Origin of the sequence: Selenomonas sp. oral taxon 138 str. F0429, from assembly GCF_000318175.2 — a bacterium.
Taxonomy (GTDB): Bacteria; Bacillota; Negativicutes; order Selenomonadales; family Selenomonadaceae; genus Centipeda; species Centipeda timonae.
In genome coordinates this window covers 202,190-222,452 of the sequence record NZ_KB290939.1, presented here as the reverse complement: position 1 = coordinate 222,452, position 20,263 = coordinate 202,190, and the positions used below count along the sequence as shown (strand labels likewise).

Sequence of the window (20,263 nt, the reverse complement as noted above, 5' to 3'; positions counted from 1 at the left end):
TCTGACGGACTTCATTTTATCAGCGATTCCTTCAGCCGCCATAGCTTATCATAGGGTTCTCTGTCTCTATTATACATTCATTTGTTCGAAGTGCAAGTAAATCTTTCCACACAAAAGCCCCCTGACCAGTCGTCAGGGGGCTTTCGTCTATTCCATTACGCTTCTCCGCGCCGCCCGTGGTACAGGCACCACGGTTCCTCTGCCATGAAGTCGCCGCCATGGTAGTACGCCGCACGCGCACGGCAGCCGCCGCACGCCTTCTTGTAGTTGCACGAGCCGCAGCCGCCGCCGTAGTCGAGCGTACGCAACTCCTTGAACACCTCGTTTTTCGCCCAGATCTCATCAAACGGCGTCTCGCGCACATCCCCCAGCTCGCGGTTGAGGTACGCACACGGCTGCACCTTGCCACGCGGACTGATGATGCAGTACGTAAGTCCCGCCAGACATCCGCGTGAGAAGCGCGTGTCCACACCGAGCTGATCGGCGATCCGTAGGAACTGCGGCGCACAGGTCGGCTTCAGCTCGATGTCCACCGTCTCCTGCTTCCGCATGATGCGCGAGAGGACATCCTCATATGCCTCTGCACGCAGCGATTCCTCCTCGATCGTCTCCGCGCGTCCCGTCGGTACGAGGAAGAAGAAATGATGTGCCTTCGCTCCGATCTCCACGGCGAAGTCCGTCATCGCCTCAAGCTCGTGCGCGTTCCAATCCATTACCGTCGTATGGATCTGGAACGGCAGCCCTGCCTCGCGGCAGTTCATCATCCCGCGTACCGCGCCGTCCCAACCGCCGGGGAACGAGCGGAACGTATCGTGCTTCGTCTTGTCGAGCGAGTCCAGCGAGATGCCCATCCCGCACGCGCCAGCTTCCTTGAGAGCCTTTGCCATCGGCAGGTCAATGAGCGTCCCATTCGTGCCGAACACGGGGATGAGTCCAAGCCCACGCGCATAGGAAACAAGTTCGAGGATATCGGGGCGCGTCAGCGGCTCCCCGCCCGAGAAAATCATGATGCGGAAGCCCGCCTTTGCAATCTCGCGCAGGAGCTTCTTGCCCTCCTCCGTCGAGAGCTCCTCGTCTGCGCGGCAGCCCGCGTCGCGGTAGCAGTGGGCGCAGTACATATTGCAGGCGTTCGTCGTGTTCCACGAGATGATCTTTACCCCGCCGCCCGCAACGCCCTTCGGATGCCCCTTCGGCATCCCCGCAGGATGCCCGCCCGGATGACCCATGCCGTGCGGATGTCCGCCAGGGTGACCGCCCATATGCGCGTGGGGATGTCCTGCACCCGCAGGGTGTCCCGCCGCGTGCGGATGCGCCCCCATCGTGCCCTGTGCGGCGTGCGCCGCCTCCATCGGGGCGCTCACAGCGCAGCCCTCGTCAGACCGATTTCCTCATCCGTCAGATAGCAGGACGGATCGGACTCCCAGAAGTCCCCCGTCCGCGCCTCGGCACGCGTACGGAAATTCCCGTTGCACCAGCTGAGATACTGACATTTCGCGCAGCGTCCCTTGAGCAACGGCTTCCTGTCCTTCAGCCCCGCGAGAATCGGATGCGTCATATCCTGCCAAATATCGCCGAACTTGCGCTCACGCACATTGCCGAACGTATGATGCTGCGTGAACTGGTCGGGATGCACATAGCCCAGATGATCGACCTCGCCGAACGCAATCCCCGAACGATTGCCGCCGTTCGCGCCGATCAGCTTCCGGATCTGCTCCGCCCCCGCATCGTTGCCCTCCGCGAGTGCCTTCAGATACATATAGACCCCGTCGCAGTGGTTGTCCACCGTCAGGATTTCCTTTTTCAGACCGCGCGCCTCAAAGTCCTTCGTCCGCGCGATGATCGTATCCATCGCACGCCGCGACTCCTGTGCCGTCACATCCTCATCCATCATCTGGCCGCCGCGTCCCGAGTAGACGAGGTGGTAGAAGCAGACGCGGTTAATGCCCTTCTCCTCGATAAAGTCAAAGATCTTGTCCAGCTCCATGATATTGTGGTGGTTGATCGTAAACCGCAGCCCCACACGCTGCCCCACGGCAACGCAGTTCTCGATGCCCTCCATCGCACGCTGATACGCGCCCTCGACCCCACGGAACATATCGTTCACGTCCGCGAGCCCGTCGAGCGAGATGCCAACGTAGCCGACGCCGAGATCCTTGATCCGCTGCGCCACCTCGCGCGTGATGAGCGTCCCGTTCGTCGAGAGCGTCGGGCGCACGCCGAGATCACGCGCATACTCCGCCAGCTCAAAGAAATCGGGGCGGATCAACGGCTCGCCGCCCGAGAAGAGCAGTACGGGCACGCGGAACTCGGCAAGGCCGTCGATGAACCGCTTTGCCTCCTCCGTCGTCAGCTCGCCGTCATATTTCTGCCCGTCCGACTCCATATAGCAGTGGCGGCAGCGGAGGTTGCACGTGCGCGTCGAGTTCCAGACCACGACAGGACCCATCCCCTCCGCTGCACCACTCTTCATGCGATGCGCGTTATGCCCGTAGCGCAGCGTATCGCCATAGTATTCATCCATAAAAAGAAGCTTCGTTACACTGATCATCGAGATCTCCTAAGTCAAATACACAAAAGTCCAAAATCACCCACACACGGGCTGCTCATCCCGCTTGCGGATACCATCGAGCAGGAGGCGCGTCTTGAGCGCGATATTCTCCTGATAGGTCAAATCAAGGTGGCTAAACGCCGCCGCCTGATAGAGCGAGTGGAACATCTCCGCAATCAGATCGACAGGCACATCGTCGCGGATCTCGCCCGCCTCCTGCCCCTCGCGGATAATCTCCGCGAAGACTTGTTTGATCTGCGGCGTCATGCGGCTGCTCGGCGGTTTGCCTGCGTGCGGATGCGGCGCGCCCTCGCCGCCCGGATGTCCGCCGTGGTGCGAACCTGAGAGAAAGAGCGGCATCACAAAGCGGTTCTCATCGAGGAACTTCGCCGTCACGCGTGCGCCGAGCTCCAGAAGCTCGAGCGACGTACGCTCTGCCGCACGCGCCTCCGCGAGCGCCATGCGGATCATCTCGCTCAGGCGTCCGAGCAGGGAGAACAGCAGATCCTCCTTCGAGTTGAAATAATTGTAGAACGTCCCAATCCCGAGATCGGCGGTGCTCATGATATCCGCAACGGACGTGTCCTTGTAGCCCTTCTTCGAGAACTCGCTGATCGCCGCCTCCAAAATCATACGGCGCGACTGCAGCTTCTTGCGTTCTCGGCGGCCCATCTTCTCCTCCAAAAGAACTTCACCCTTTCTTTCGTCGTACACGACTATTATAGCGAAAAATAATGGATTTGAAAAGAGAAAAATGAACGCCGTTCATATTTTCATTCTCAGTGCCTTTATTGAGAATAAAAAAAGCACAAAAAAACGCCGACCTCAGTCGACGTTATGTCCATAGTGGTGACCCAGGAGGGATTCGAACCCCCGACCCTTTGATTCGTAGTCAAATACTCTAATCCAGCTGAGCTACTGAGTCACATGTCTTGACGACTTGATTATAATAGCAGATACGGACAGCGCTGTCAAGGATTTATTTTGCAATCGGCTCCCCCCACACGCCGTCGCGATAGAGATGCGTGAGCCGTAGGGGCGCAATCTCCCCACGCGTGACGGGCGCATCCGTATAGACGCGGATATACGTCTCCGTCAGCCCGTCCGTCACGCCGTCCGCCGAAGTCTCAAAGAGCACATCTGCGACCGAGCCGAGCGCTGCGCGATGATATTCCTCTGCCAACTCATCCGCGAGCGCCTGCATCCGCGCCGCACGCTCCTTGCGCACCATCGGTAGCACCTGATCGCTCCGCCGCGCCGCAGGCGTCCCCTTGCGCGGCGAGTACGGGAAGACGTGCATCCGCGCAAAGCCCATTGCGCGCACGAAGTCCAGCCCCGCCGCAAAATCCTCCTCTGTCTCGCCCGGAAAGCCCACAATGATGTCCGTCGAGATCGCCACCCCCGGCACCGCCCGCCGCACATCTTCGAGCAGCGTGGCAAACGCCGCCGTATCGTAGTGACGGTTCATCGCGCGCAGCACGTTATCACTCCCCGCCTGCAGCGGCAGATGCAGATGCGCCGCGAAACGCGGCTCTGTCCGCATCAGTTCGAGGAGCTCCGCCGACAGTTCCACCGACTCGAGCGAGCCGAGACGCAGACGCCGCAGATCCTCCTCGGCGAGCGCCGTGCGGCACGCATCCGCAAGCGTCGGACGATCTCTGAGATCAATCCCGTATGCGCCGAGGTGAATCCCTGTCAGCACCACCTCATGAAAGCCCGCCTCCGTCAACAGCTTCATCTCGCGTGCCACCGCCGAGAGCTCGCGCGACTTCACGGGGCCGCGCGCATAGGGAATGATGCAGAACGTGCAGAAATTCTGACAGCCGTCCTCAATCTTCAAAAACGCACGCGTGCGGTGCGGCAGGGAGTGCAGCGGGATATCCTCGAAGACGCGCGCCTGCATGATGTCCGTGATCGTGCCGATCGCACCTGTATCCGCGCGCAGTGCCTCCTCCACATAGTCCACGATGCGCGCGCGCTCCTTCGTCCCGATCACAACGCGCACGCCCTCCAGCGCGCGGATCTCCTCGGGTGCAACCTGCGCATAGCAGCCCGTCACCGCAATGCACGCAGATGGATTTGTGCGCGCCGCACGGCGGATCAGCTGGCGCGACTTGCGGTCGCTCAGATGCGTCACCGAACACGTATTGATGACATAGACCTCCGCTCGCTCCTCGAACGGCACGACCTCATAGCCACGCGCGCGGAACAGCCCCTCCATCGTCTCCGTCTCGAACTGATTCACCTTGCAGCCGAGCGTCATAAATGCAGCCCTCAAGCCGCACCTCCTTCCAAACATTTTCCTATTGTATCACAGCTTATCAAATTTTTCTCTCGAAACTAATGACATTTCCGCAAAATACGATATAATATACATAGGCAATTATACCCATAGCAAGAACGCCATGACCATGGAAGGGGGAACATACATGGCGACCATTACACAGATGACCGGCGCAGCGCGCAGCATCTACAGCTCGCTCTACGCGAACAATTCGCGCACGGACGCAACAGCGGCACTCTTCGGCGATCAGACACGCAAAAGAAGCAGTTCGAGTCTCTACTCCGCACAGTATCGTGGCAGAGAGTCGAGCGCACAGGAGCTTCGCTCCATTATGGACATCGCGAATCAGGCGGCAAGCCTTCGCAAGACCTACGCAGAGACCAGCTCGAAGTTCTACGCCGAATACGACTCGAACATGAAGGATCTCCGGAAGGCAGCGGGCAAGGTCGGCGGGATGGACTACCAACTCGACAAATCCGACATCACGACGAATGCCGACGGCTCGAGGAGCTACAGTGACCGCCTCAAGACCGCAATCGGCAACGTCAAGGATCTCGTGAGCGAGTACAACGAGGCTACGGACTTCCTGCGCGACAACAAGAGCCTCGGCAAGGGTGTCCGCCAGCTCGCGTCAGAGTTCTCCGACACCACGTACAAGGCAGACTCCTACGCCAAGATGGGCATCACTGTCGATGCCGCTACAGGTAAGATGAAGGTCAATGAGAGCCGCCTCGCAAACGCGCTTACCAGTTCGCCTGCGCAGTCTGAGGCAATCCTCGGCAAGGGTGGACTCGCAGGCCGCGCCGACCGTCACGCGCAGTACGCGCAACTCTCACGCAGCCGCGCCATCCCATCGATGGAGCAGGCGATCGGCAGCCAGCTGAACTACGCATCGAACATGCTGAATGGACGCTCACTGCCCACCATGTCGCGCTACTCGAACATGCTGAACCTCTTCAGCATCTATGTCTAAGGAGAAAAGAAATGGATCTTACAATGGATATTGCACAGATGTCGGTCGGTATGCACCAGGCACAGGCACAGCAGAGCGTCGGCATCGCCGTCGCAAAGCTCGCCATGGACTCCGGCAAAGAAGCCCTCGACCTCATCGAGGAGACCACCGCAAGCCTTGACCCGAATCTCGGAAACAGCGTCGATATGTACGCGTGAATATGGAAAAGCCCGCCGCATGGAACTCGTGCGGCGGGCTTTTTAAGTAGAATCTATATGTTTGTTACAACAGCAGATTTTCATACAAATAAGGTGCTACGGATTTGGCATCCCAACACTTACGCCAAGTGATCTACTTAAGAAAATAAGGAGTTGAGAACAATTTATCACACAAAAATCCCCCTCCGTATGGAGGGGGATTTTACTATGCGGCGTGTGCCGCAGTGTGTGACGTGAATTTCTTAGAACAGGAACTCAACGCGGCCGAAGAGCTTCTGAACCTTATCGTCATCCTGCTTCTCGATGGTCTTGCCCTTGAAGTACTTTGCGGAAAGAACGACGTTGTTCCAGATCGTGTAGTTCGTGCCGAGCTCAATGCCCTTCGTTCCATAGAGTGCGCCATCATCCGTCGGGGAAGCCGATGCGCCACCGAGGTGACGATAGGAGAGATATGCACCCCACGACCCCTTGTCCGCAGCATCTGCACCCTTGTACTCGAGCGAAACCTGACCGGACTTCTTAAGATCCTCGAGATCGTTGTTGTATGCATAGGCTCCCGTCAGAGCGACATTCTTGTCGAACCGGTAGGCACCATTCAGCGCCCAGATGTTCATCTTGTCCTTGCCGTTCTTTGTCACGCTCGTGAACACATCTGCCGTTGCACGATAGTACCCAGCGCCAGCCGTCAGGCTACCCTTCTCGTACTGGAGCTCAACGCCCTGATAGTTCGCCGTATCAATTTTGTGACCATTGTCATCATTGATATTTAGACGACCAGCCTGAACCTTGACCTGCAGATCCTTGCCGAAAGAAGCCTCTGCACCAGAGAAATCCGTGTCGAATACAAGGGAGCCAGGAGCCTGATACTGCCCCTCAGCGGAAACGAGCTCCATCTTACCGAGCTTCACCGTGAAGTCGCCGTAGTCGCCCTGTGCCCATGCGCGCTTGAGTGTGACCTTATCTTCGTCACCATTGGCAGCATCCTTGTTCATCTGGGTTGCTGCATCGAGACGAGCATTGACATGCCAGTGGTTGTTAACCTCTGCGCTCGGCTCGAGACGGAACAGGAGGTTGTCCTTATTCGAGCGATCCTGATTCTCATAGCGGGTGCTCGTATAGGTGTACTCGAGCTTGCCATTCCACTTCACCATGTCAGCGTTGCGCTCGAGCTTCGTGACGCGGACGCCGAGGTTGTTCAGCTCATCAGCGAACTCAGCTGCGAGGCGGTCAACGAGCGCACGATCCGAAGCGGACATATCGCCCTTTGCCATTGCCTTCGCAACCATCTGCGCCATCTCATAACGCGTGATGTTGCGGTCACCACGATAGGTACCGTCGCCGTAGCCCTCAACAACGCCATCAGCGGCGAGCTGGGTCACAGCATCGTATGCCCAGTGATCACGGGGCACATCGGAGAACGGGTTCGCCGCAGCGAACGTCGTGCTTGCTGCACCGACAACGAGAGCCGTTGCGAGTGCGGATACGAGAGTCTTCTTCATGAGAAACTCCTCCTTCTGTAAAACAGAAAACATCTGATTTCCAAAGGAGTGAGATGTCGCTGAAGTGTCCATGTTTCCTTTTCGCGATTCATTCTCTTCCCTTGGAACGATTTCATCATAGCACGTGCGGGAATAAATTGCAAGACCTATTGTCGAAAAAATTTATAGCAGGTTATAATTTTGAGTTTATGTTTGCTCATCTGAGCGCAAAGAGCCCAATTCACTCCATACATGGGGCGTTTCTATTTTATCAGCGTTTTCCTAGCGGTATTACTTTTCGTAATGCCCACGGCAGGAGGCAATGTGAATAATCCCGTTTTGTTCATAGTAGACAACACGGTTCGCATCGTCAATGCGTCTGCTCCACCATCCGCTGAGATTCCCTCGAAGCGGCTCTGCCTTGCCTATGCCATCCGACGGATTTCTCTGAATATCACGCACAATGGCATTGATGCGCTTCAAGGTCTTCCTGTCCTGCGTCTGCCAGTACAGATATTCTTCCCATGCACGGTCTTCCCAAAGCAGCTCCATCAAACCACCTCAATCAGTTCATGTTTGGCGAAATGCGCATTTCCCGCCTCAATATCTCGCTTTAAGGCTTCCAGATAACGTATGTTGCTCTCCGAATAAAACGGATCGCTGCGCTCTGCCGAGATCTCGAACGGGATCTTACGCTCGCGCACTGCCGTCTTTGCAAAAACGCAGAACGCTGTCGTCATCGTCATCCCGATCTCGGAGCAGAATTCGTCGAACTGCCGCTTGAGGTCTGCATCCATCCGAATGCTCACACTTGCCTGTGCCATGATGTCACCTCCTTTTGTCTGTTTGTCTACATTGTATGAATTTTTTTGTGCGTTGTCAATTTATTTTGGTGCAAAAAAGAACGGATGCAGGTTATCCTACACCCGTTCAAACAATGATCTATTCCCCCACAAGTGCCACAGGAGACGGCACACGGATGCCGCGACTGTTCGTGAAGATTTCGACCTCTACCCCGAATACGGCGGCGATGCGCTCCTCGGTGAGCACCTCGGTGGGCGTGCCCGTTGCGACGACGCGCCCCGCCTCTACGAGAACGATGTCGTCGGCGTACTGCATGGCGTGCGCCATGTCGTGCAGCACCATGAGGATGGTCATGCCGTGCACGCGGTTGAGTGCGGAGATGATCTCCATGACGCGCAGCTGATGCGCGACGTCGAGATAGGTGGTCGGCTCGTCGAGCAGGAGGAGGCGCGGGCGCTGACTGAGCGCCATTGCGAGAAAGACGCGCTGCCGCTCGCCGCCCGAGAGGGTGTGTACCTCGCGCTCTGCAAAGGCGGAGACGTGCGCGGTCTCCATCGCCCACGCGATTGCCTCGCGATCCTCCGCGTCCGCATGCGTCTGAAAGAGCCCTGCGTGGGCAAAGCGTCCATACGTAACGAGCTGCTCTACCGTGAGCCCCTGCGCCGCTGCACGCTCCTGCGGCAGGATGGCGCGCACGCGTGCGAGCTCCTTTTCCGCGTAGCTGCCAAGCTCGCGCCCATCGAGCATGATCGCGCCCGTGTAGCGGCGGTTCAGCCCCGCAAGTGCGCGCAGGAGGGTGGTCTTGCCCGCGCCGTTCGGACCGATGATGGCTGTGCGCCGCCCTGCGGCGATATCTACATTCAGCCCGTGGAGAATTTCCTTGCCCGCAATCTTCACGCACAGATTGCGGGTGCTCATCCCGGCACTCATAGCTGCCTCCTGAGGAGATAGAGGAAGAATGGCGCACCGACGACCGCCATGATGATGCCGACGGGCAGTTCGAGCGGTGCAAAGAGCAGCCGTGCCGCCGTGTCACTGAGCGTGACGACGGCGATGCCGAGAAGCGCCGCCGCCGGCAGGAGGAAGCGGTAGTCTGCCCCGATCATGAGGCGTGCTGCGTGCGGGACGATGAGCCCGACAAAGCCGAGCAGCCCCACGACGGAGACAGCGCTCGCGGCGAGGAGCGCGGCAACCGCCGTGAGCATGATGCGCGTGCGCTCGACGGCAAGCCCGATGCCACGTGCCATATCGTCGCCAAGCTGGAGAATGTTGAGCCGCTGTGCCGCCATGAGTGCGAGGAGTCCCGCAACAATCGTATAGGGCAGCAGCAGATCGACATGCGGCCAGCTGCGCGCGGAGAGTCCGCCGACCATCCACATCAGCGCGCTGTGCACGCGGTCACTGTAGAGGATCATCATTGCGGAGATGCCCGCGCCGAGGAATGCCGAGACGGCAACGCCCGCGAGGATGATGCGCGTCGGGCGGATGCCATCGCGCCACGCGAGGATGTAGATGAGCAGCGCGGCGAGCATCGCCCCGCCGAACGCTGCGGGGGTGATGAGCCACGCCGCGCCCGGCAGCATCAGCATGATGAAGATGCCCGCAAGCCCCGCGCCCGACGAGATGCCGATGATATGCGGGTCGGCGAGCGGGTTGCGCAGGATCGCCTGCAGGATCGCGCCCGATAGGGAGAGGTTGATCCCAACGAGGGCGGCAACGATGGTGCGCGGCAGACGGATGTTCCAGAGGATCTGCGCGTGCGCCGTGTCCTGCGCACCGCCGAGGATGCCGATGATCTCCGCGAGCGGGATGTCAACCGAGCCCTTTGCCGCCGAGATCATCATTGAGAATGCCGCGAGTACGGCAAAGAAGACGAGCAGGACTATCCGCTTTTTCATGGATAGACGAGCCTCGCCATATATTTGACCGCCTCAGGGTACTCGATGCCGGGGCTGAAGAGGAACATCTCCTGCGGCAGGTAGTAAACCTTGCCGTCACGGATGGCGCTGACGCTCTGCCATGCGGGGCTCTCCGCGAACATCGCCTCCATCGAAGCGCGAATCTCCGACTCCTCGCCCATGCTCGTGACGAAGATGATGTCAGGGTTCTGCGCAACGAGCGTCTCCATGCTGTAGGGCGCAGCGTCGGGGTTCTTGTCGAGCGCGGTCATGCCGCTCGCCGTGTTCTCCCAGCCGAGCATGTTTGCAATCGAGCCTGCAATGCTGCCGTCGAGCTGGACGGAGAGTCCCTGCCCCGTGCTGTGGATGATCGCAATGCGCTTCTTGTCCGAGGGAATCGAGGCGCGCACGGCGGCGATGTCCGAATCCATCTTCGATGTGAGTTCCTCTCCCTTTGCCTTCTCGCCCGTGAGCGCAGCAAAGATGCCGATCTCGCGCTTCACGTCATCGTAGGTCTTCATGTCGAGGACGAGGGTGTTGACGTTGTTCGCCGCAAGTGTCTCGACGAGCTTTTCGTTCATGCCCTTGTTGAGGATGACGAGGTCGGGCGTGAGGGAGAGCACCTTCTCCGCGTCGATCTGGTAGACGCGACCGATACTCGTGACGTTCTTCGCCGCATCGGGGATCTTCGACTTGGAGTCAGGTCTGCCGACGACCTCGCCGCCGACGGCGTAGAGTGGCTCGAGGAAGGAGGCGGAGGTGACGACGATGCGCTCGGGCTTCTTGTCAAAATTGACCGTGCGCCCGTTGTCGTCCGTAATTGTGGCATAGGTGCCTGACGTGCTCTCCTGCGTAGCGGGCGCGCCGCATGCCGTAAGAGCGAGTGTGAGTGCCGTGAGAAGGGTGGCTGTCCATGTTTTCGTCATCATGTCAGCTCCTCCGCGTGAGAATGGTCGAGAGGTAGTTCAACTTCTCGTCGGCGTGCGCCTCGAGGTCGTGAATGATGCGCTCGTCGTCGAGTCCAACGCGGCTGACCAGCACCGCCTTCTTCGTCATATTGTTGCGGCGCAGGAGGTCGATGATCTCTGCGGAGTTGTGGTAGACCTTCATGACGACAGCGCTGCTTGCGACCGCCATGACCTCCTCGAGGTGCTTCTTGTCTGCCGTGCCGGGGATGATGGCGAGGATGTCGTTGCCCTCGACAATCGGTCTGCCGACGCGGCTGCCGATCGCGGCAAAGGCGGGGATGCCGGGGATCGTTACGATGTCCACGTCCTCATGCTCGAGGAGGCGGAAAACATAGATGTAGGTGCTGTAAAACATGGGGTCGCCAAGGGTGAGAAAGGCGACGTTCTTGCCCGCGTTCAGCAGCGCGAGGATCTCCGCCTTGTTTGCATCCCATGCGCCCGTGTCCTCTGCAAAGTCCTTGACCATCGGGAAGACTTGGTAGACGATCTCGATGTCATCCTTGAGGTAGGGTCGTGCGATCTCGAGGGCGACGCTGCCCTCCTTCTTCTCGGTCTTGGGGGCGATGAGGACGTCCGCCGCCTCGATCGCCTTGATTGCCTTGACGGTGAGCAGCTCGGGGTCGCCGGGGCCAACGCCGATGCCGTAGAATGTTCCGCGCATAGTATCTTCCTTCCGTTGTAAAAATATTGACATGTTTTCGCGCAGGTGGAAGAACAGCGCGAACGAAAAATCCTCCCTCATAGTACATATGAAGGAGGATTTTGTCAAATGCTAGGGGTATATGAGACAGGGAGCTATCCTGCCTCCGAAATCTTTATAGGAGGAAACGGGGTTACATCAGCATTGCAAGCATTGTACCTGCCGCAACCGCCGTGCCGATAACACCGGCGACGTTCGGCCCCATGGCGTGCATGAGGAGGTAGTTGCCCGGCTTTGCCTTGATGCCGACGATCTGGCTGACACGCGCCGCCATCGGAACTGCGGAGACGCCCGCCGAGCCAATGAGCGGGTTGACTTTCCACCCTGTCGCACGGCACATGATCTTGCCGAGGACAACGCCTGCCGCCGTACCAAAGATGAAGGCGACAAAACCAAGGAAGATGATGAGGATGGTCTCAGCAACGAGGAAGTTCTCTGCACTCATCGTGAGACCCGTGCCGAGTGCGAGGAAGATCGTGACCGTATTGATGAGCGCGTTCTGCGCCGTATCGGAGAGACGATCCGTCACGCCGCTCTCACGGAAGAGGTTGCCGAGCATCAGCATGCCAAGCAGTGCCGTGATGGAGGGGAGCAGCAGACTGATGAAGATGGTCGAGACAATCGGAAATGCGATGCGCTCGAATTTCGTAACATCGCGTGCCTGCTCCATGACGACCTCACGCTCTTTCTTCGAGGTGAGGAGCTTCATGACGGGCGGCTGGATGAGCGGCACAAGCGCCATGTAGGTGTATGCCGCGACCGCAATTGCGCCGAGGAGGTGGGGTGCCATCTTCGTTGCGAGGTAGATCGAGGTCGGGCCGTCCGCACCGCCGATGATGCCGATGGAGCCTGCCTCCTGTGCCGTGAAGCCAAACCACATCGCACCGAGGAGAGCAACAAAGACGCCGAACTGTGCCGCAGCGCCCATGAGAAGGCTCGAGGGACGTGCAATCAGCGGGCCGAAGTCCGTCATCGCACCGACGCCGAGGAAGATGAGCGGCGGGAAGATCTCGTATTTGATACCCATGCCGATCGCGGACATGACGCCCGGCTCCTCAAAGCCGTTGAACGGGATATTCGCAAGGATACAACCGAATGCAATCGGGCTCAGGAGCAGCGGCTCAAAGTCGCGTGCAAAGGCGAGATAGAGCAGGATGAGTCCGACCGCGATCATGATGACGTTGCCGCCGGTCATTCCCACGAATCCGCTGCCATCGACGACGGCCTGCAGGGAGACGGTAAATGCATTGATAAAATCCATAGTATCTCACTCCCTCCTCAGCGCGCGGTGCGCATTCCCTGCGTACGGCCGAAGTTGCGCCACACGGGCTGCTCTGCCGGACGAATCGCATGAATCTGCTCCACGCTGTAGCCACAGGCGGTGACGGCTGCTGCGATGACGGCAACGGTCTCCATGGACAGCCCCGCCGGAACAGCAGGCGCAGCGGGTGCTGCGGGGGGGGGCACAGGAGCGGCAGGCACCGCCGCAGGCGGCTCTTCCTTCTTCTTCGTCGGGTCAAGTCTGTGGGTCAGCTCGATGAGCCCCCAGATCACTGTCAGAACAGCGAAGACAATGACCATGTTGATGAACATGATGACAAATGGATTGTCAGTAACGGGTTGATGCATAAACTCACCTCATCTTGTTTTTCCCCTCGTGAACGCCGCCGCGCTACCCGTACACGATCGCATCCGCGAGGATCTTTATGTATATTGTGAAAATAGCACATTCGTTATTATGCTGGATTTCAGATAATTTTACAAGTTTTATTTTCGTTTTTCTCATGCAACTTTGTCATATTTTTCATGAATTGTGCGTTTTCTCACGCACTGCATCGAACGCATGCTTTACCTCGGCATAGATCTTGTCGTAGCTATGCCCCGGCTGTGCCTCGTAGAGCTTCTCACCATCCATGAAGATGCTCGGCACGTAGTAGTACTGTCCTGCAAACGGCTGCGTCTTCTCGGGTTCGCGGTTCTCGTCGATGAAATCGACTGTCACATCCGCATACGAGCCGCCCTCGGCGCGCAGCGCGTCCATCGCGCGGTGGGCGTTCGCGCAGTAAGGGCAGCCCGCCATCTCGATCATGGTCAATGTTTTCATAGATTTTCTCCTTTCGGATGATAACAACGTGAAACAATACCTATCATAGCACAAATTTATATCTAATGGAATCATTCGTCGTGTAAAAATGCGGCAAAGACTTCGTTGCCCAGCTTCATACCTGCCGCCGTAAGGGCGATATGCCCCTGCGCGCGGCACAGCAGGTTGCGCTCTATTTGCCGCGCAATCACAGTGCTATAAACGGCATCAATGCTCACGCCAAATGTGCGGTGAAAATCCGCCTCATCAATTCCCTCCGCTGTGCGCAGGGCGAGGAAGGCATACTCCTCCATCGCGTTCACCGCTGTGCGCTCCGCGTCCTCGGGCGTGCGGACAGACGCGCCCGCACGGATGGCGCGGATGTAACGACGCGCATCCGTCTCATTGCCCCAGCGTACGCCGTCCACATAGCCGTGCGCCGCCGCACCGACGCCGAGATAGGGGATGTTCCTCCAATAGCCAAGATTGTGCCGGCTCTCATAGCCCGCGCGCGCAAAGTTCGAGATCTCGTAGCGGCGGTAACCGCGCGCGGGCAGCTCCGCCATCAGATAGTCGTACATCTCCTCCGCCGCATCCTCATCGGGGAGCGCGAGCCGTCCCGCCGCCTCTGCAGCGGCAAATGGTGTGCCCTCCTCGACGATGAGACCATAGACAGAGATATGTTCAGGCGCGAGAGCGAGTGCTTCGTTGACACTCTGCTTGAGATCAGCAAGAGTCTGCGTTGGCAGCGCATACATGAGGTCGAGGCTGAGATTATCGAAACCCGCCGCGCGTGCCGCGCGGACTGCCGCGCGCGCCTCCTCCGCCGTGTGGACGCGCCCGATGACGCGTAGCAGTCGATCATCGAAACTCTGTACGCCGAGGCTGAGGCGGTTCGCGCCCGCCGCTCTGAGCTGCACGAGATGTTCCTCGTCCACCGTGCCCGGGTTCACCTCCACCGTGCATTCAAGAGGCTCCCCTGCCGCCTCATGGATGGTGTCGAGGATCTGCGTGAGAAGCACGGCAGGCAGCGCGGTCGGCGTACCGCCGCCGAGGTAGACGGTCGTGACATCGCCCCAGAGCGCGCGAAGCGGCGGCGCCTCGCGCAGAATCTCCGCCCGCAGCGCCGCCGCATAGTCCTGCATCTCCGCCGCAGCTGCATTTGCGGCAGAGACGAAGTCGCAGTATGCACATTTTTTCACGCAATAAGGGATGTGGGCATAGAGCCCCCAAGTCTTACTCATCGATCTTGAGAACCGCCATAAACGCCTCCTGGGGCAATTCGACGCTGCCGACCGCCTTCATGCGCTTCTTGCCCTCCTTCTGCTTTTCGAGCAGCTTGCGCTTGCGCGTGATGTCGCCGCCGTAGCATTTCGCGAGCACGTCCTTGCGGCGCGCGCGCACGTTCTCGCGCGCAATGATCTTGCTGCCGATCGCCGCCTGGATTGGGATCTCAAACATCTGCTGAGGGATGATGCCCTTGAGCTTCACGGCAAGCTGACGGCCGCGCGCAACGGCGCGATCGCGGTGGACGATGGTCGAGAGCGCATCCACGGGATCGCCGTTGAGGAGGATGTCGAGCTTCACGAGATTCGAGGTCTGGTAGTCAATCAGCTCGTAGTCAAGGGACGCGTAGCCGCGCGTCGCGGATTTCAGACGGTCGAAGTAGTCGTAGAGGATTTCGTTCAGCGGGATGTGGTAGATGACCATGACGCGCGTTGCGTCGAGGTAGTCCATCGTCTGGAAGACACCGCGCTTTTCCTGCGAGATCTCCATGACCGCGCCGACGTAGTCCTTCGGGACGATGACGGTCGCCTTGACACACGGCTCCTCGATGTGGTCGATCTCGGTCGTCGGCGGCAGGTCGGCGGGGTTGCTGACCTCACGCATTGTGCCGTCCGTGCGGTAGACGTGGTAGACAACGGAGGGCGCCGTCATAATGAGCCCGAGGTTGTACTCGCGCTCAAGACGCTCCTGGATCACGTCCATGTGGAGGAGTCCGAGGAAGCCGCAGCGGAAACCGAAGCCGAGCGCAATGGAGGTCTCCGGCTCGAAGACGAGCGCGGCGTCGTTGAGCTGGAGCTTTTCGAGCGCCTCGCGCAGGTTGTCGTAGTCCTTGCTGTCCTCGGGGTAGAGTCCACAGAAGACCATCGGCGTGACGCCGCGATAGCCGGGCAATGCCTCGGCAGCGGGTCTCTCCGCGCCCGTCACGGTGTCACCGACGCGCACATCGCGCACATCCTTCAGCGCGCCCGCGATGAAGCCGACCTCGCCCGTGCCGAGTTCGCCCGTATCGACGGGCTGCGGGCGGAAGCAGCCGACATCCGTCACATCGAAGGTCTTGCCCGTCGCCATGAGTTTCAGCTTCATGCCCTTTTTGATCGTTCCCTCCTTGACGCGCACATTTGCGATGACGCCCTTGTACGGGTCAAAGTAGGAGTCGAAGATCAGCGCGCGCAGCGGCGCCTCGGGGTCGCCCTCGGGAGGCGGGATATAGGCAACAACAGCGTCGAGTACTTCCTTGATGCCGAGTCCCGTCTTTGCCGAGGCGAGGACGGCGGCGCTCGTGTCGAGACCGATGGTATCCTCGATTTCATGCTTCACGCGGTCAGGCTCCGCGCTCGGCAGGTCGATCTTGTTGATGACGGGGACGATCTCGAGGTCGTGTTCAAGCGCAAGGTAGACGTTCGCGAGCGTCTGTGCCTCCACCCCCTGCGCCGCATCCACGACGAGGAGCGCGCCCTCGCATGCGGCAAGGCTGCGCGAGACCTCGTAGTTGAAGTCGACGTGCCCCGGCGTGTCGATGAGGTTCAGCTCGTACAGTTCGCCGTCCTCGCCGCGGTAGTCGAGGCGCACGGTCTGTGCCTTGATCGTGATGCCGCGCTCGCGCTCGAGATCCATGCTGTCGAGCACCTGCGCCTCCATCTCGCGCTCGCTGAGTGTGCCCGTGTACTCGATGAGGCGGTCGGCGATGGTGGATTTGCCGTGGTCGATGTGGGCGATGATGGAAAAATTGCGGATATGCTTCTGATCCATTGTGTCTCCCCTTCCCCTTTCATATTTTCTTCTATATTATTACATCGAACACATCATGCTGCGTGTTTGTGACGAAAATCTCAATCTCTCCGCGTTCGGACGAAAGCTCCGTGCGTAATTGTTCGGCGAGGACAGGCAGGACGGGTACCTCCGTGCCGAAGTGCCCCGCGTCGATGATGTGCATGCCCTGCTCCACGGCGCGCTGCGCGTCGTGGTACTTCACATCGCCCGTGACGTAGACATCCGCGCCGCGCCGCACGGCATCGTCGATGAAATCCGCACCCGCGCCGCCGCAAACCGCAACGCGACGCACGGGGCGCGCCGCTACGGCGGCGAGACGGACGTGGCTGACGCCGAGGCGCTCCTTCACCGTGCGTGCGAAGTCCTCAATCGCCAAGGGTGCGGGGAGCACGCCCATGCGACCAAGGCTCTCAGTCACGCCCTCCTCCTGACTCGTAATGACGAAGGAGGAGAGTTTCTCGAGTCCGAGATGCGCGGCAAGCACGTCGTTGACGCCGCCGCGCGTCACGTCGAGGTTCGTATGCGCCGCCGCGACGGCGATGCCGTGTGTGAGGAGGGCGGCGAGGCGCTTCCCGAGAGGGAGGTCGGTGCGCAGCTGCTTCATGCCGCGAAAGATCGCGGGATGGTGCGCGACGATCATGTCCGCCCCGCGCGCAATGGCTTCCTCGGTGACGCGGTCATCGACATCGAGCGCGACAAGGACGCGTCCGACCTTCTGCGCGTAGCTGCCGACGAGGAGTCCGGGGTTGTCCCAGTCCTCGGCGAGGCGGCGCGGTGCGATGCGCTCGAGCGCGTTCATGATGAGCTGACAGCTGAGCATGGGGGCTCCTCTCAAAGTAACATCAGCAGTGTTCGCAGTGCTGCTAATCTCGATACCGTTTCACGATACTCCGTGCTCTGCCGCGCTGCTGCGCTGGCATTCATGCCCTCGACGGCACGAGTGAGCTTTGCAATCTTTCCTTCAATATGCTCATGCAGGAGAGGGTCGCGCTTTTCGTAAAGTTTTGCGCCGATATGAAGGAGTACATCGTCGGGCATCTCGCATGCACCGCGCTCGGCGCGGATGATCTCGTAGAGGCGACCGTTTGCACGCACAAGTGTTTCGTCCACGATGTTCCAGCCGTTTTCGCAGAGCCAGCGGCGCAGCTTTGCCGCGCCGTTCATGGGCTGGAGGACCAGGGTCTGCACGCGTGCGAGCACATCGGGCGCGCCCGAGAGAATCTCTGTGATGAGCGCACCGCCCATGCCCGCGATGACGATGGACTCCGCCTCGCCAGGCGCGAGGACGGACAGCCCATCGCCCTGCCGCACGTCGATCTCGCGTGTGAGTCGCTGCGTTCCCACGGTACGCCGTGCCGCCGCACACGCCCCCGCACTGAGGTCGCCGACAACGGCGCGTTGCGCAATGCCCTTCATGACGAGGGTCGCGGCGAGATAGGCGTGGTCGCCGCCGATGTCCGCGAGCACTGTTCCGTGCGGGACGAATGCGGCAATCGCCGCGAGACGCGCATCGAGCTGCATGAGATCCTCCTTTCCACAGACATAAGAAAGGAGTGTAACTGCTGCGTTACACTCCTATTGTTTCAAATGGCTCCTCGAACTGGACTCGAACCAGTGACATTCTGATTAACAGTCAGACGCTCTACCGACTGAGCTATCGAGGAATGTGTCAGACATGCGTATTATAAAGGCTACACGCCGTCCTGTCAAGAAAAATGTTGGTTGCGCGGGCAAAACATATGTGTTAGAATCAAAATAAGCACTGTCAACGGTAGGCGGTCGATTCTTAGCTCCTGAGAGGGGGCGATCCTATGACGTTTTACGATTTGCTTGCGTTACTTCTCGTAACCCTGTTGATCCTCGTCACAATTAAGGAATAAGAAGCCCCGCCGCACAGTCCGGAAAACTTCGGCGGGGTTCTTTCGTCAAGTAGGGGCTGGCCGTTTTACCGACAGTGCCCTTTTTGTATGCTTATTATACGATATTCAGCCCACTTCGTCAACTACTCCAAGAAGTCACGCAGCACCTTGCTGCGGCTTGGGTGGCGCAGTTTGCGCAGTGCCTTTGCCTCGATCTGGCGGATGCGCTCGCGCGTCACACCGAAGCTCTGCCCGACCTCCTCGAGGGTACGCGAACGCCCATCCTCAAGCCCGAAGCGCAGACGCAGGACGTTCTTCTCGCGGTCGGTCAGCGTCTCCAAGACCTCCTCGAGCTGCTCGCGCAGGAGCATGAACGACGCAGCCTCTGCGGGTGCGGGCGCAGCCTCGTCCTCGATAAAGTCGCCGAGGTGGGAGTCCTCCTCCTCGCCGATCGGCGTCTCAAGCGACACAGGCTCCTGCGCGATCTTCATGATCTCATGGACGCGTGCGACACTGATGCCCATCTCCTTTGCAATCTCCTCGGGGCGCGGGTCACGTCCAAGTTCCTGCAGCAGCTGACGCGAGATGCGGATGAGCTTGTTGATCGTCTCGACCATGTGCACGGGGATGCGGATCGTGCGTGCCTGATCGGCAATCGCACGCGTAATCGCCTGCCGAATCCACCACGTTGCGTACGTACTGAACTTGTAGCCCTTGCTGTAGTCGAATTTCTCGACCGCCTTGAGAAGACCAAGGTTGCCCTCCTGTATGAGGTCGAGAAAGAGCATGCCGCGTCCGACGTAGCGTTTGGCGATGCTCACAACGAGGCGCAGATTTGCCTCCTCGAGTCGATGGCGTGCGTTCTCGTCACCCGCCTCCATGCGCTGTGCGAGCTCGACCTCCTCCTCCGCCGTCAGGAGCGGCACATGACCGATCTCCTTGAGGTACATGCGGACAGGATCGTCGAGCGAGATGCCCTCGGGCACGGTGAGGTCGATCTCGACCTCCTCTTCCTTCTCGGGCGGATCATCGTCCACGGGTTCTTCCACCGTCGCACCCGGCACATCATCGACGATCTCAACACCCTCGTCGCTGAAGCGCTGGTACATATCGTCCATTTCGTCGGGGGACATATCCTGTTTTTGCAGTGCGTCAATGAGCTCGCCGTATGTCAGCGTCCCGCCGTTCTTCTTGCCCTTGGCAAGCAGGCGTTCAATGATGTCGGCGCCCGGCGCTTTTGGCTGCTCCGTCCCCTCTGTCATAACGCTGTCCTCCTATCGTTTATTTGTGAGGCAAACCACACCTCAAAGATCAATGTTTCCCTGCAACTTGCGCAGCCGCACGGGGTGCCGCAGCTTCCTGAGCGCCTTCGCCTCGATCTGTCGGATGCGCTCACGCGTCACACCGAAGCTCT

Annotated in this window: 22 protein-coding genes and 2 tRNA genes; 2 read left to right on the top strand and 22 right to left on the bottom strand. The window is 59.4% G+C overall.

Annotated features, from left to right (window positions below; genetic code table 11):
* Positions 1 to 155: 155 nt before the first annotated feature.
* From nirJ2 to mtaB, 5 genes are all read right to left on the bottom strand, one after another.
* Positions 156 to 1,349 (bottom strand): putative heme d1 biosynthesis radical SAM protein NirJ2, encoded by a 1,194-nt coding sequence (gene nirJ2 / locus HMPREF9163_RS06095; protein ID WP_009440843.1) that lies wholly within the window; start codon positions 1,347 to 1,349, stop codon positions 156 to 158.
* 8 nt (positions 1,350 to 1,357) lie between these two features.
* Positions 1,358 to 2,548, bottom strand: coding sequence for a putative heme d1 biosynthesis radical SAM protein NirJ1 (nirJ1, locus tag HMPREF9163_RS06090; protein WP_009440842.1), 1,191 nt, complete (start codon positions 2,546 to 2,548; stop codon positions 1,358 to 1,360).
* Between the two features lie 36 nt (positions 2,549 to 2,584).
* Positions 2,585 to 3,220: a TetR/AcrR family transcriptional regulator gene (locus HMPREF9163_RS06085; RefSeq protein WP_037346287.1), complete on the bottom strand. Its 636-nt coding sequence runs from the start codon at positions 3,218 to 3,220 to the stop codon at positions 2,585 to 2,587.
* A gap of 175 nt (positions 3,221 to 3,395) precedes the next feature.
* Positions 3,396 to 3,473, bottom strand: a tRNA-Arg gene (locus HMPREF9163_RS06080).
* A 54-nt stretch (positions 3,474 to 3,527) separates the two neighbouring features.
* Positions 3,528 to 4,826: a tRNA (N(6)-L-threonylcarbamoyladenosine(37)-C(2))-methylthiotransferase MtaB gene (mtaB, locus tag HMPREF9163_RS06075; protein ID WP_157049423.1), complete on the bottom strand. Its 1,299-nt coding sequence runs from the start codon at positions 4,824 to 4,826 to the stop codon at positions 3,528 to 3,530.
* Positions 4,827 to 4,977: 151 nt separating this feature from the next.
* Between mtaB and fliD the strand changes: the two genes are divergently transcribed.
* Both fliD and HMPREF9163_RS06065 read left to right on the top strand, forming a co-directional pair.
* The gene (gene fliD / locus HMPREF9163_RS06070) at positions 4,978 to 5,805 is read left to right on the top strand and encodes a flagellar filament capping protein FliD (protein WP_037346285.1); all 828 of its coding nucleotides are present in this window, start codon (positions 4,978 to 4,980) and stop codon (positions 5,803 to 5,805) included.
* Between the two features lie 11 nt (positions 5,806 to 5,816).
* Complete coding sequence (locus tag HMPREF9163_RS06065; RefSeq protein ID WP_009440838.1) at positions 5,817 to 6,002, top strand: YjfB family protein; 186 nt, start codon at positions 5,817 to 5,819, stop codon at positions 6,000 to 6,002.
* Positions 6,003 to 6,244: 242 nt separating this feature from the next.
* Here the strand turns inward: HMPREF9163_RS06065 and HMPREF9163_RS06060 are convergent, their stop codons facing one another.
* From HMPREF9163_RS06060 to HMPREF9163_RS12665, 17 genes are all read right to left on the bottom strand, one after another.
* Positions 6,245 to 7,501: an S-layer homology domain-containing protein gene (locus tag HMPREF9163_RS06060; RefSeq protein WP_037346284.1), complete on the bottom strand. Its 1,257-nt coding sequence runs from the start codon at positions 7,499 to 7,501 to the stop codon at positions 6,245 to 6,247.
* A 270-nt stretch (positions 7,502 to 7,771) separates the two neighbouring features.
* The gene (locus tag HMPREF9163_RS06055; RefSeq protein WP_009440836.1) at positions 7,772 to 8,032 is read right to left on the bottom strand and encodes a Txe/YoeB family addiction module toxin; all 261 of its coding nucleotides are present in this window, start codon (positions 8,030 to 8,032) and stop codon (positions 7,772 to 7,774) included.
* Positions 8,032 to 8,304 carry a type II toxin-antitoxin system RelB/DinJ family antitoxin gene (locus HMPREF9163_RS06050; protein WP_009440835.1) on the bottom strand — a complete coding sequence of 91 codons (273 nt, stop codon included), beginning with the start codon at positions 8,302 to 8,304 and terminating at the stop codon, positions 8,032 to 8,034. The genes HMPREF9163_RS06055 and HMPREF9163_RS06050 overlap by 1 nt, the downstream gene beginning before the upstream one ends.
* A gap of 118 nt (positions 8,305 to 8,422) precedes the next feature.
* The gene (locus HMPREF9163_RS06045; RefSeq protein WP_009440834.1) at positions 8,423 to 9,214 is read right to left on the bottom strand and encodes an ABC transporter ATP-binding protein; all 792 of its coding nucleotides are present in this window, start codon (positions 9,212 to 9,214) and stop codon (positions 8,423 to 8,425) included.
* Positions 9,211 to 10,182, bottom strand: coding sequence for an iron ABC transporter permease (locus HMPREF9163_RS06040; protein WP_009440833.1), 972 nt, complete (start codon positions 10,180 to 10,182; stop codon positions 9,211 to 9,213). Before HMPREF9163_RS06040 ends, HMPREF9163_RS06045 begins: the two co-directional genes overlap by 4 nt.
* Complete coding sequence (locus HMPREF9163_RS06035; protein ID WP_037346413.1) at positions 10,179 to 11,108, bottom strand: ABC transporter substrate-binding protein; 930 nt, start codon at positions 11,106 to 11,108, stop codon at positions 10,179 to 10,181. Before HMPREF9163_RS06035 ends, HMPREF9163_RS06040 begins: the two co-directional genes overlap by 4 nt.
* Before the next feature lie 4 nt (positions 11,109 to 11,112).
* Positions 11,113 to 11,811, bottom strand: coding sequence for a precorrin-2 C(20)-methyltransferase (gene cobI / locus HMPREF9163_RS06030; RefSeq protein ID WP_037346282.1), 699 nt, complete (start codon positions 11,809 to 11,811; stop codon positions 11,113 to 11,115).
* Positions 11,812 to 11,983: 172 nt separating this feature from the next.
* Complete coding sequence (locus HMPREF9163_RS06025) at positions 11,984 to 13,111, bottom strand: sodium ion-translocating decarboxylase subunit beta (RefSeq protein ID WP_009440830.1); 1,128 nt, start codon at positions 13,109 to 13,111, stop codon at positions 11,984 to 11,986.
* Positions 13,112 to 13,128: 17 nt separating this feature from the next.
* Positions 13,129 to 13,479 carry an OadG family protein gene (locus tag HMPREF9163_RS06020; RefSeq protein WP_009440829.1) on the bottom strand — a complete coding sequence of 117 codons (351 nt, stop codon included), beginning with the start codon at positions 13,477 to 13,479 and terminating at the stop codon, positions 13,129 to 13,131.
* Between the two features lie 175 nt (positions 13,480 to 13,654).
* On the bottom strand, positions 13,655 to 13,954 hold the full coding sequence (locus HMPREF9163_RS06015) for a hypothetical protein (protein ID WP_009440828.1): 300 nt from the start codon (positions 13,952 to 13,954) through the stop codon (positions 13,655 to 13,657).
* Positions 13,955 to 14,025: 71 nt separating this feature from the next.
* Positions 14,026 to 15,177, bottom strand: coding sequence for a radical SAM family heme chaperone HemW (gene hemW / locus HMPREF9163_RS06010; protein WP_009440827.1), 1,152 nt, complete (start codon positions 15,175 to 15,177; stop codon positions 14,026 to 14,028).
* The gene (gene lepA, locus HMPREF9163_RS06005) at positions 15,170 to 16,969 is read right to left on the bottom strand and encodes a translation elongation factor 4 (protein WP_009440826.1); all 1,800 of its coding nucleotides are present in this window, start codon (positions 16,967 to 16,969) and stop codon (positions 15,170 to 15,172) included. Before lepA ends, hemW begins: the two co-directional genes overlap by 8 nt.
* Before the next feature lie 31 nt (positions 16,970 to 17,000).
* A complete protein-coding gene (locus HMPREF9163_RS06000) occupies positions 17,001 to 17,810 on the bottom strand; it encodes a Nif3-like dinuclear metal center hexameric protein (protein ID WP_009440825.1) in 810 nt (269 codons plus the stop codon).
* A gap of 11 nt (positions 17,811 to 17,821) precedes the next feature.
* The gene (locus HMPREF9163_RS05995; RefSeq protein ID WP_009440824.1) at positions 17,822 to 18,511 is read right to left on the bottom strand and encodes a class I SAM-dependent methyltransferase; all 690 of its coding nucleotides are present in this window, start codon (positions 18,509 to 18,511) and stop codon (positions 17,822 to 17,824) included.
* Positions 18,512 to 18,578: 67 nt separating this feature from the next.
* Positions 18,579 to 18,654, bottom strand: a tRNA-Asn gene (locus HMPREF9163_RS05990).
* A gap of 338 nt (positions 18,655 to 18,992) precedes the next feature.
* Positions 18,993 to 20,111: an RNA polymerase sigma factor RpoD gene (gene rpoD / locus HMPREF9163_RS05985; RefSeq protein ID WP_009440823.1), complete on the bottom strand. Its 1,119-nt coding sequence runs from the start codon at positions 20,109 to 20,111 to the stop codon at positions 18,993 to 18,995.
* Between the two features lie 42 nt (positions 20,112 to 20,153).
* On the bottom strand, positions 20,154 to 20,263 hold a 110-nt coding region (locus HMPREF9163_RS12665), incomplete at its 5' end, for a sigma factor-like helix-turn-helix DNA-binding protein (protein ID WP_009440822.1).

Excerpts from the sequence above, each read along its gene's own strand:
- nirJ2 (WP_009440843.1), bottom strand. The coding sequence starts at position 1,349 with ATGGAGGCGGCGCACGCCGCACAGGGCACGATGGGGGCGCATCCGCAC.
- nirJ1 (WP_009440842.1), bottom strand. The coding sequence starts at position 2,548 with ATGATCAGTGTAACGAAGCTTCTTTTTATGGATGAATACTATGGCGAT.
- HMPREF9163_RS06085 (WP_037346287.1), bottom strand. The coding sequence starts at position 3,220 with ATGGGCCGCCGAGAACGCAAGAAGCTGCAGTCGCGCCGTATGATTTTG.
- fliD (WP_037346285.1), top strand. The coding sequence starts at position 4,978 with ATGGCGACCATTACACAGATGACCGGCGCAGCGCGCAGCATCTACAGC.
- HMPREF9163_RS06065 (WP_009440838.1), top strand. The coding sequence starts at position 5,817 with ATGGATCTTACAATGGATATTGCACAGATGTCGGTCGGTATGCACCAG.
- HMPREF9163_RS06060 (WP_037346284.1), bottom strand. The coding sequence starts at position 7,501 with ATGAAGAAGACTCTCGTATCCGCACTCGCAACGGCTCTCGTTGTCGGT.
- HMPREF9163_RS06055 (WP_009440836.1), bottom strand. The coding sequence starts at position 8,032 with ATGGAGCTGCTTTGGGAAGACCGTGCATGGGAAGAATATCTGTACTGG.
- HMPREF9163_RS06050 (WP_009440835.1), bottom strand. The coding sequence starts at position 8,304 with ATGGCACAGGCAAGTGTGAGCATTCGGATGGATGCAGACCTCAAGCGG.
- HMPREF9163_RS06045 (WP_009440834.1), bottom strand. The coding sequence starts at position 9,214 with ATGAGTGCCGGGATGAGCACCCGCAATCTGTGCGTGAAGATTGCGGGC.
- HMPREF9163_RS06040 (WP_009440833.1), bottom strand. The coding sequence starts at position 10,182 with ATGAAAAAGCGGATAGTCCTGCTCGTCTTCTTTGCCGTACTCGCGGCA.
- HMPREF9163_RS06035 (WP_037346413.1), bottom strand. The coding sequence starts at position 11,108 with ATGACGAAAACATGGACAGCCACCCTTCTCACGGCACTCACACTCGCT.
- cobI (WP_037346282.1), bottom strand. The coding sequence starts at position 11,811 with ATGCGCGGAACATTCTACGGCATCGGCGTTGGCCCCGGCGACCCCGAG.
- HMPREF9163_RS06025 (WP_009440830.1), bottom strand. The coding sequence starts at position 13,111 with ATGGATTTTATCAATGCATTTACCGTCTCCCTGCAGGCCGTCGTCGAT.
- HMPREF9163_RS06020 (WP_009440829.1), bottom strand. The coding sequence starts at position 13,479 with ATGCATCAACCCGTTACTGACAATCCATTTGTCATCATGTTCATCAAC.
- HMPREF9163_RS06015 (WP_009440828.1), bottom strand. The coding sequence starts at position 13,954 with ATGAAAACATTGACCATGATCGAGATGGCGGGCTGCCCTTACTGCGCG.
- hemW (WP_009440827.1), bottom strand. The coding sequence starts at position 15,177 with ATGAGTAAGACTTGGGGGCTCTATGCCCACATCCCTTATTGCGTGAAA.
- lepA (WP_009440826.1), bottom strand. The coding sequence starts at position 16,969 with ATGGATCAGAAGCATATCCGCAATTTTTCCATCATCGCCCACATCGAC.
- HMPREF9163_RS06000 (WP_009440825.1), bottom strand. The coding sequence starts at position 17,810 with ATGCTCAGCTGTCAGCTCATCATGAACGCGCTCGAGCGCATCGCACCG.
- HMPREF9163_RS05995 (WP_009440824.1), bottom strand. The coding sequence starts at position 18,511 with ATGCAGCTCGATGCGCGTCTCGCGGCGATTGCCGCATTCGTCCCGCAC.
- rpoD (WP_009440823.1), bottom strand. The coding sequence starts at position 20,111 with ATGACAGAGGGGACGGAGCAGCCAAAAGCGCCGGGCGCCGACATCATT.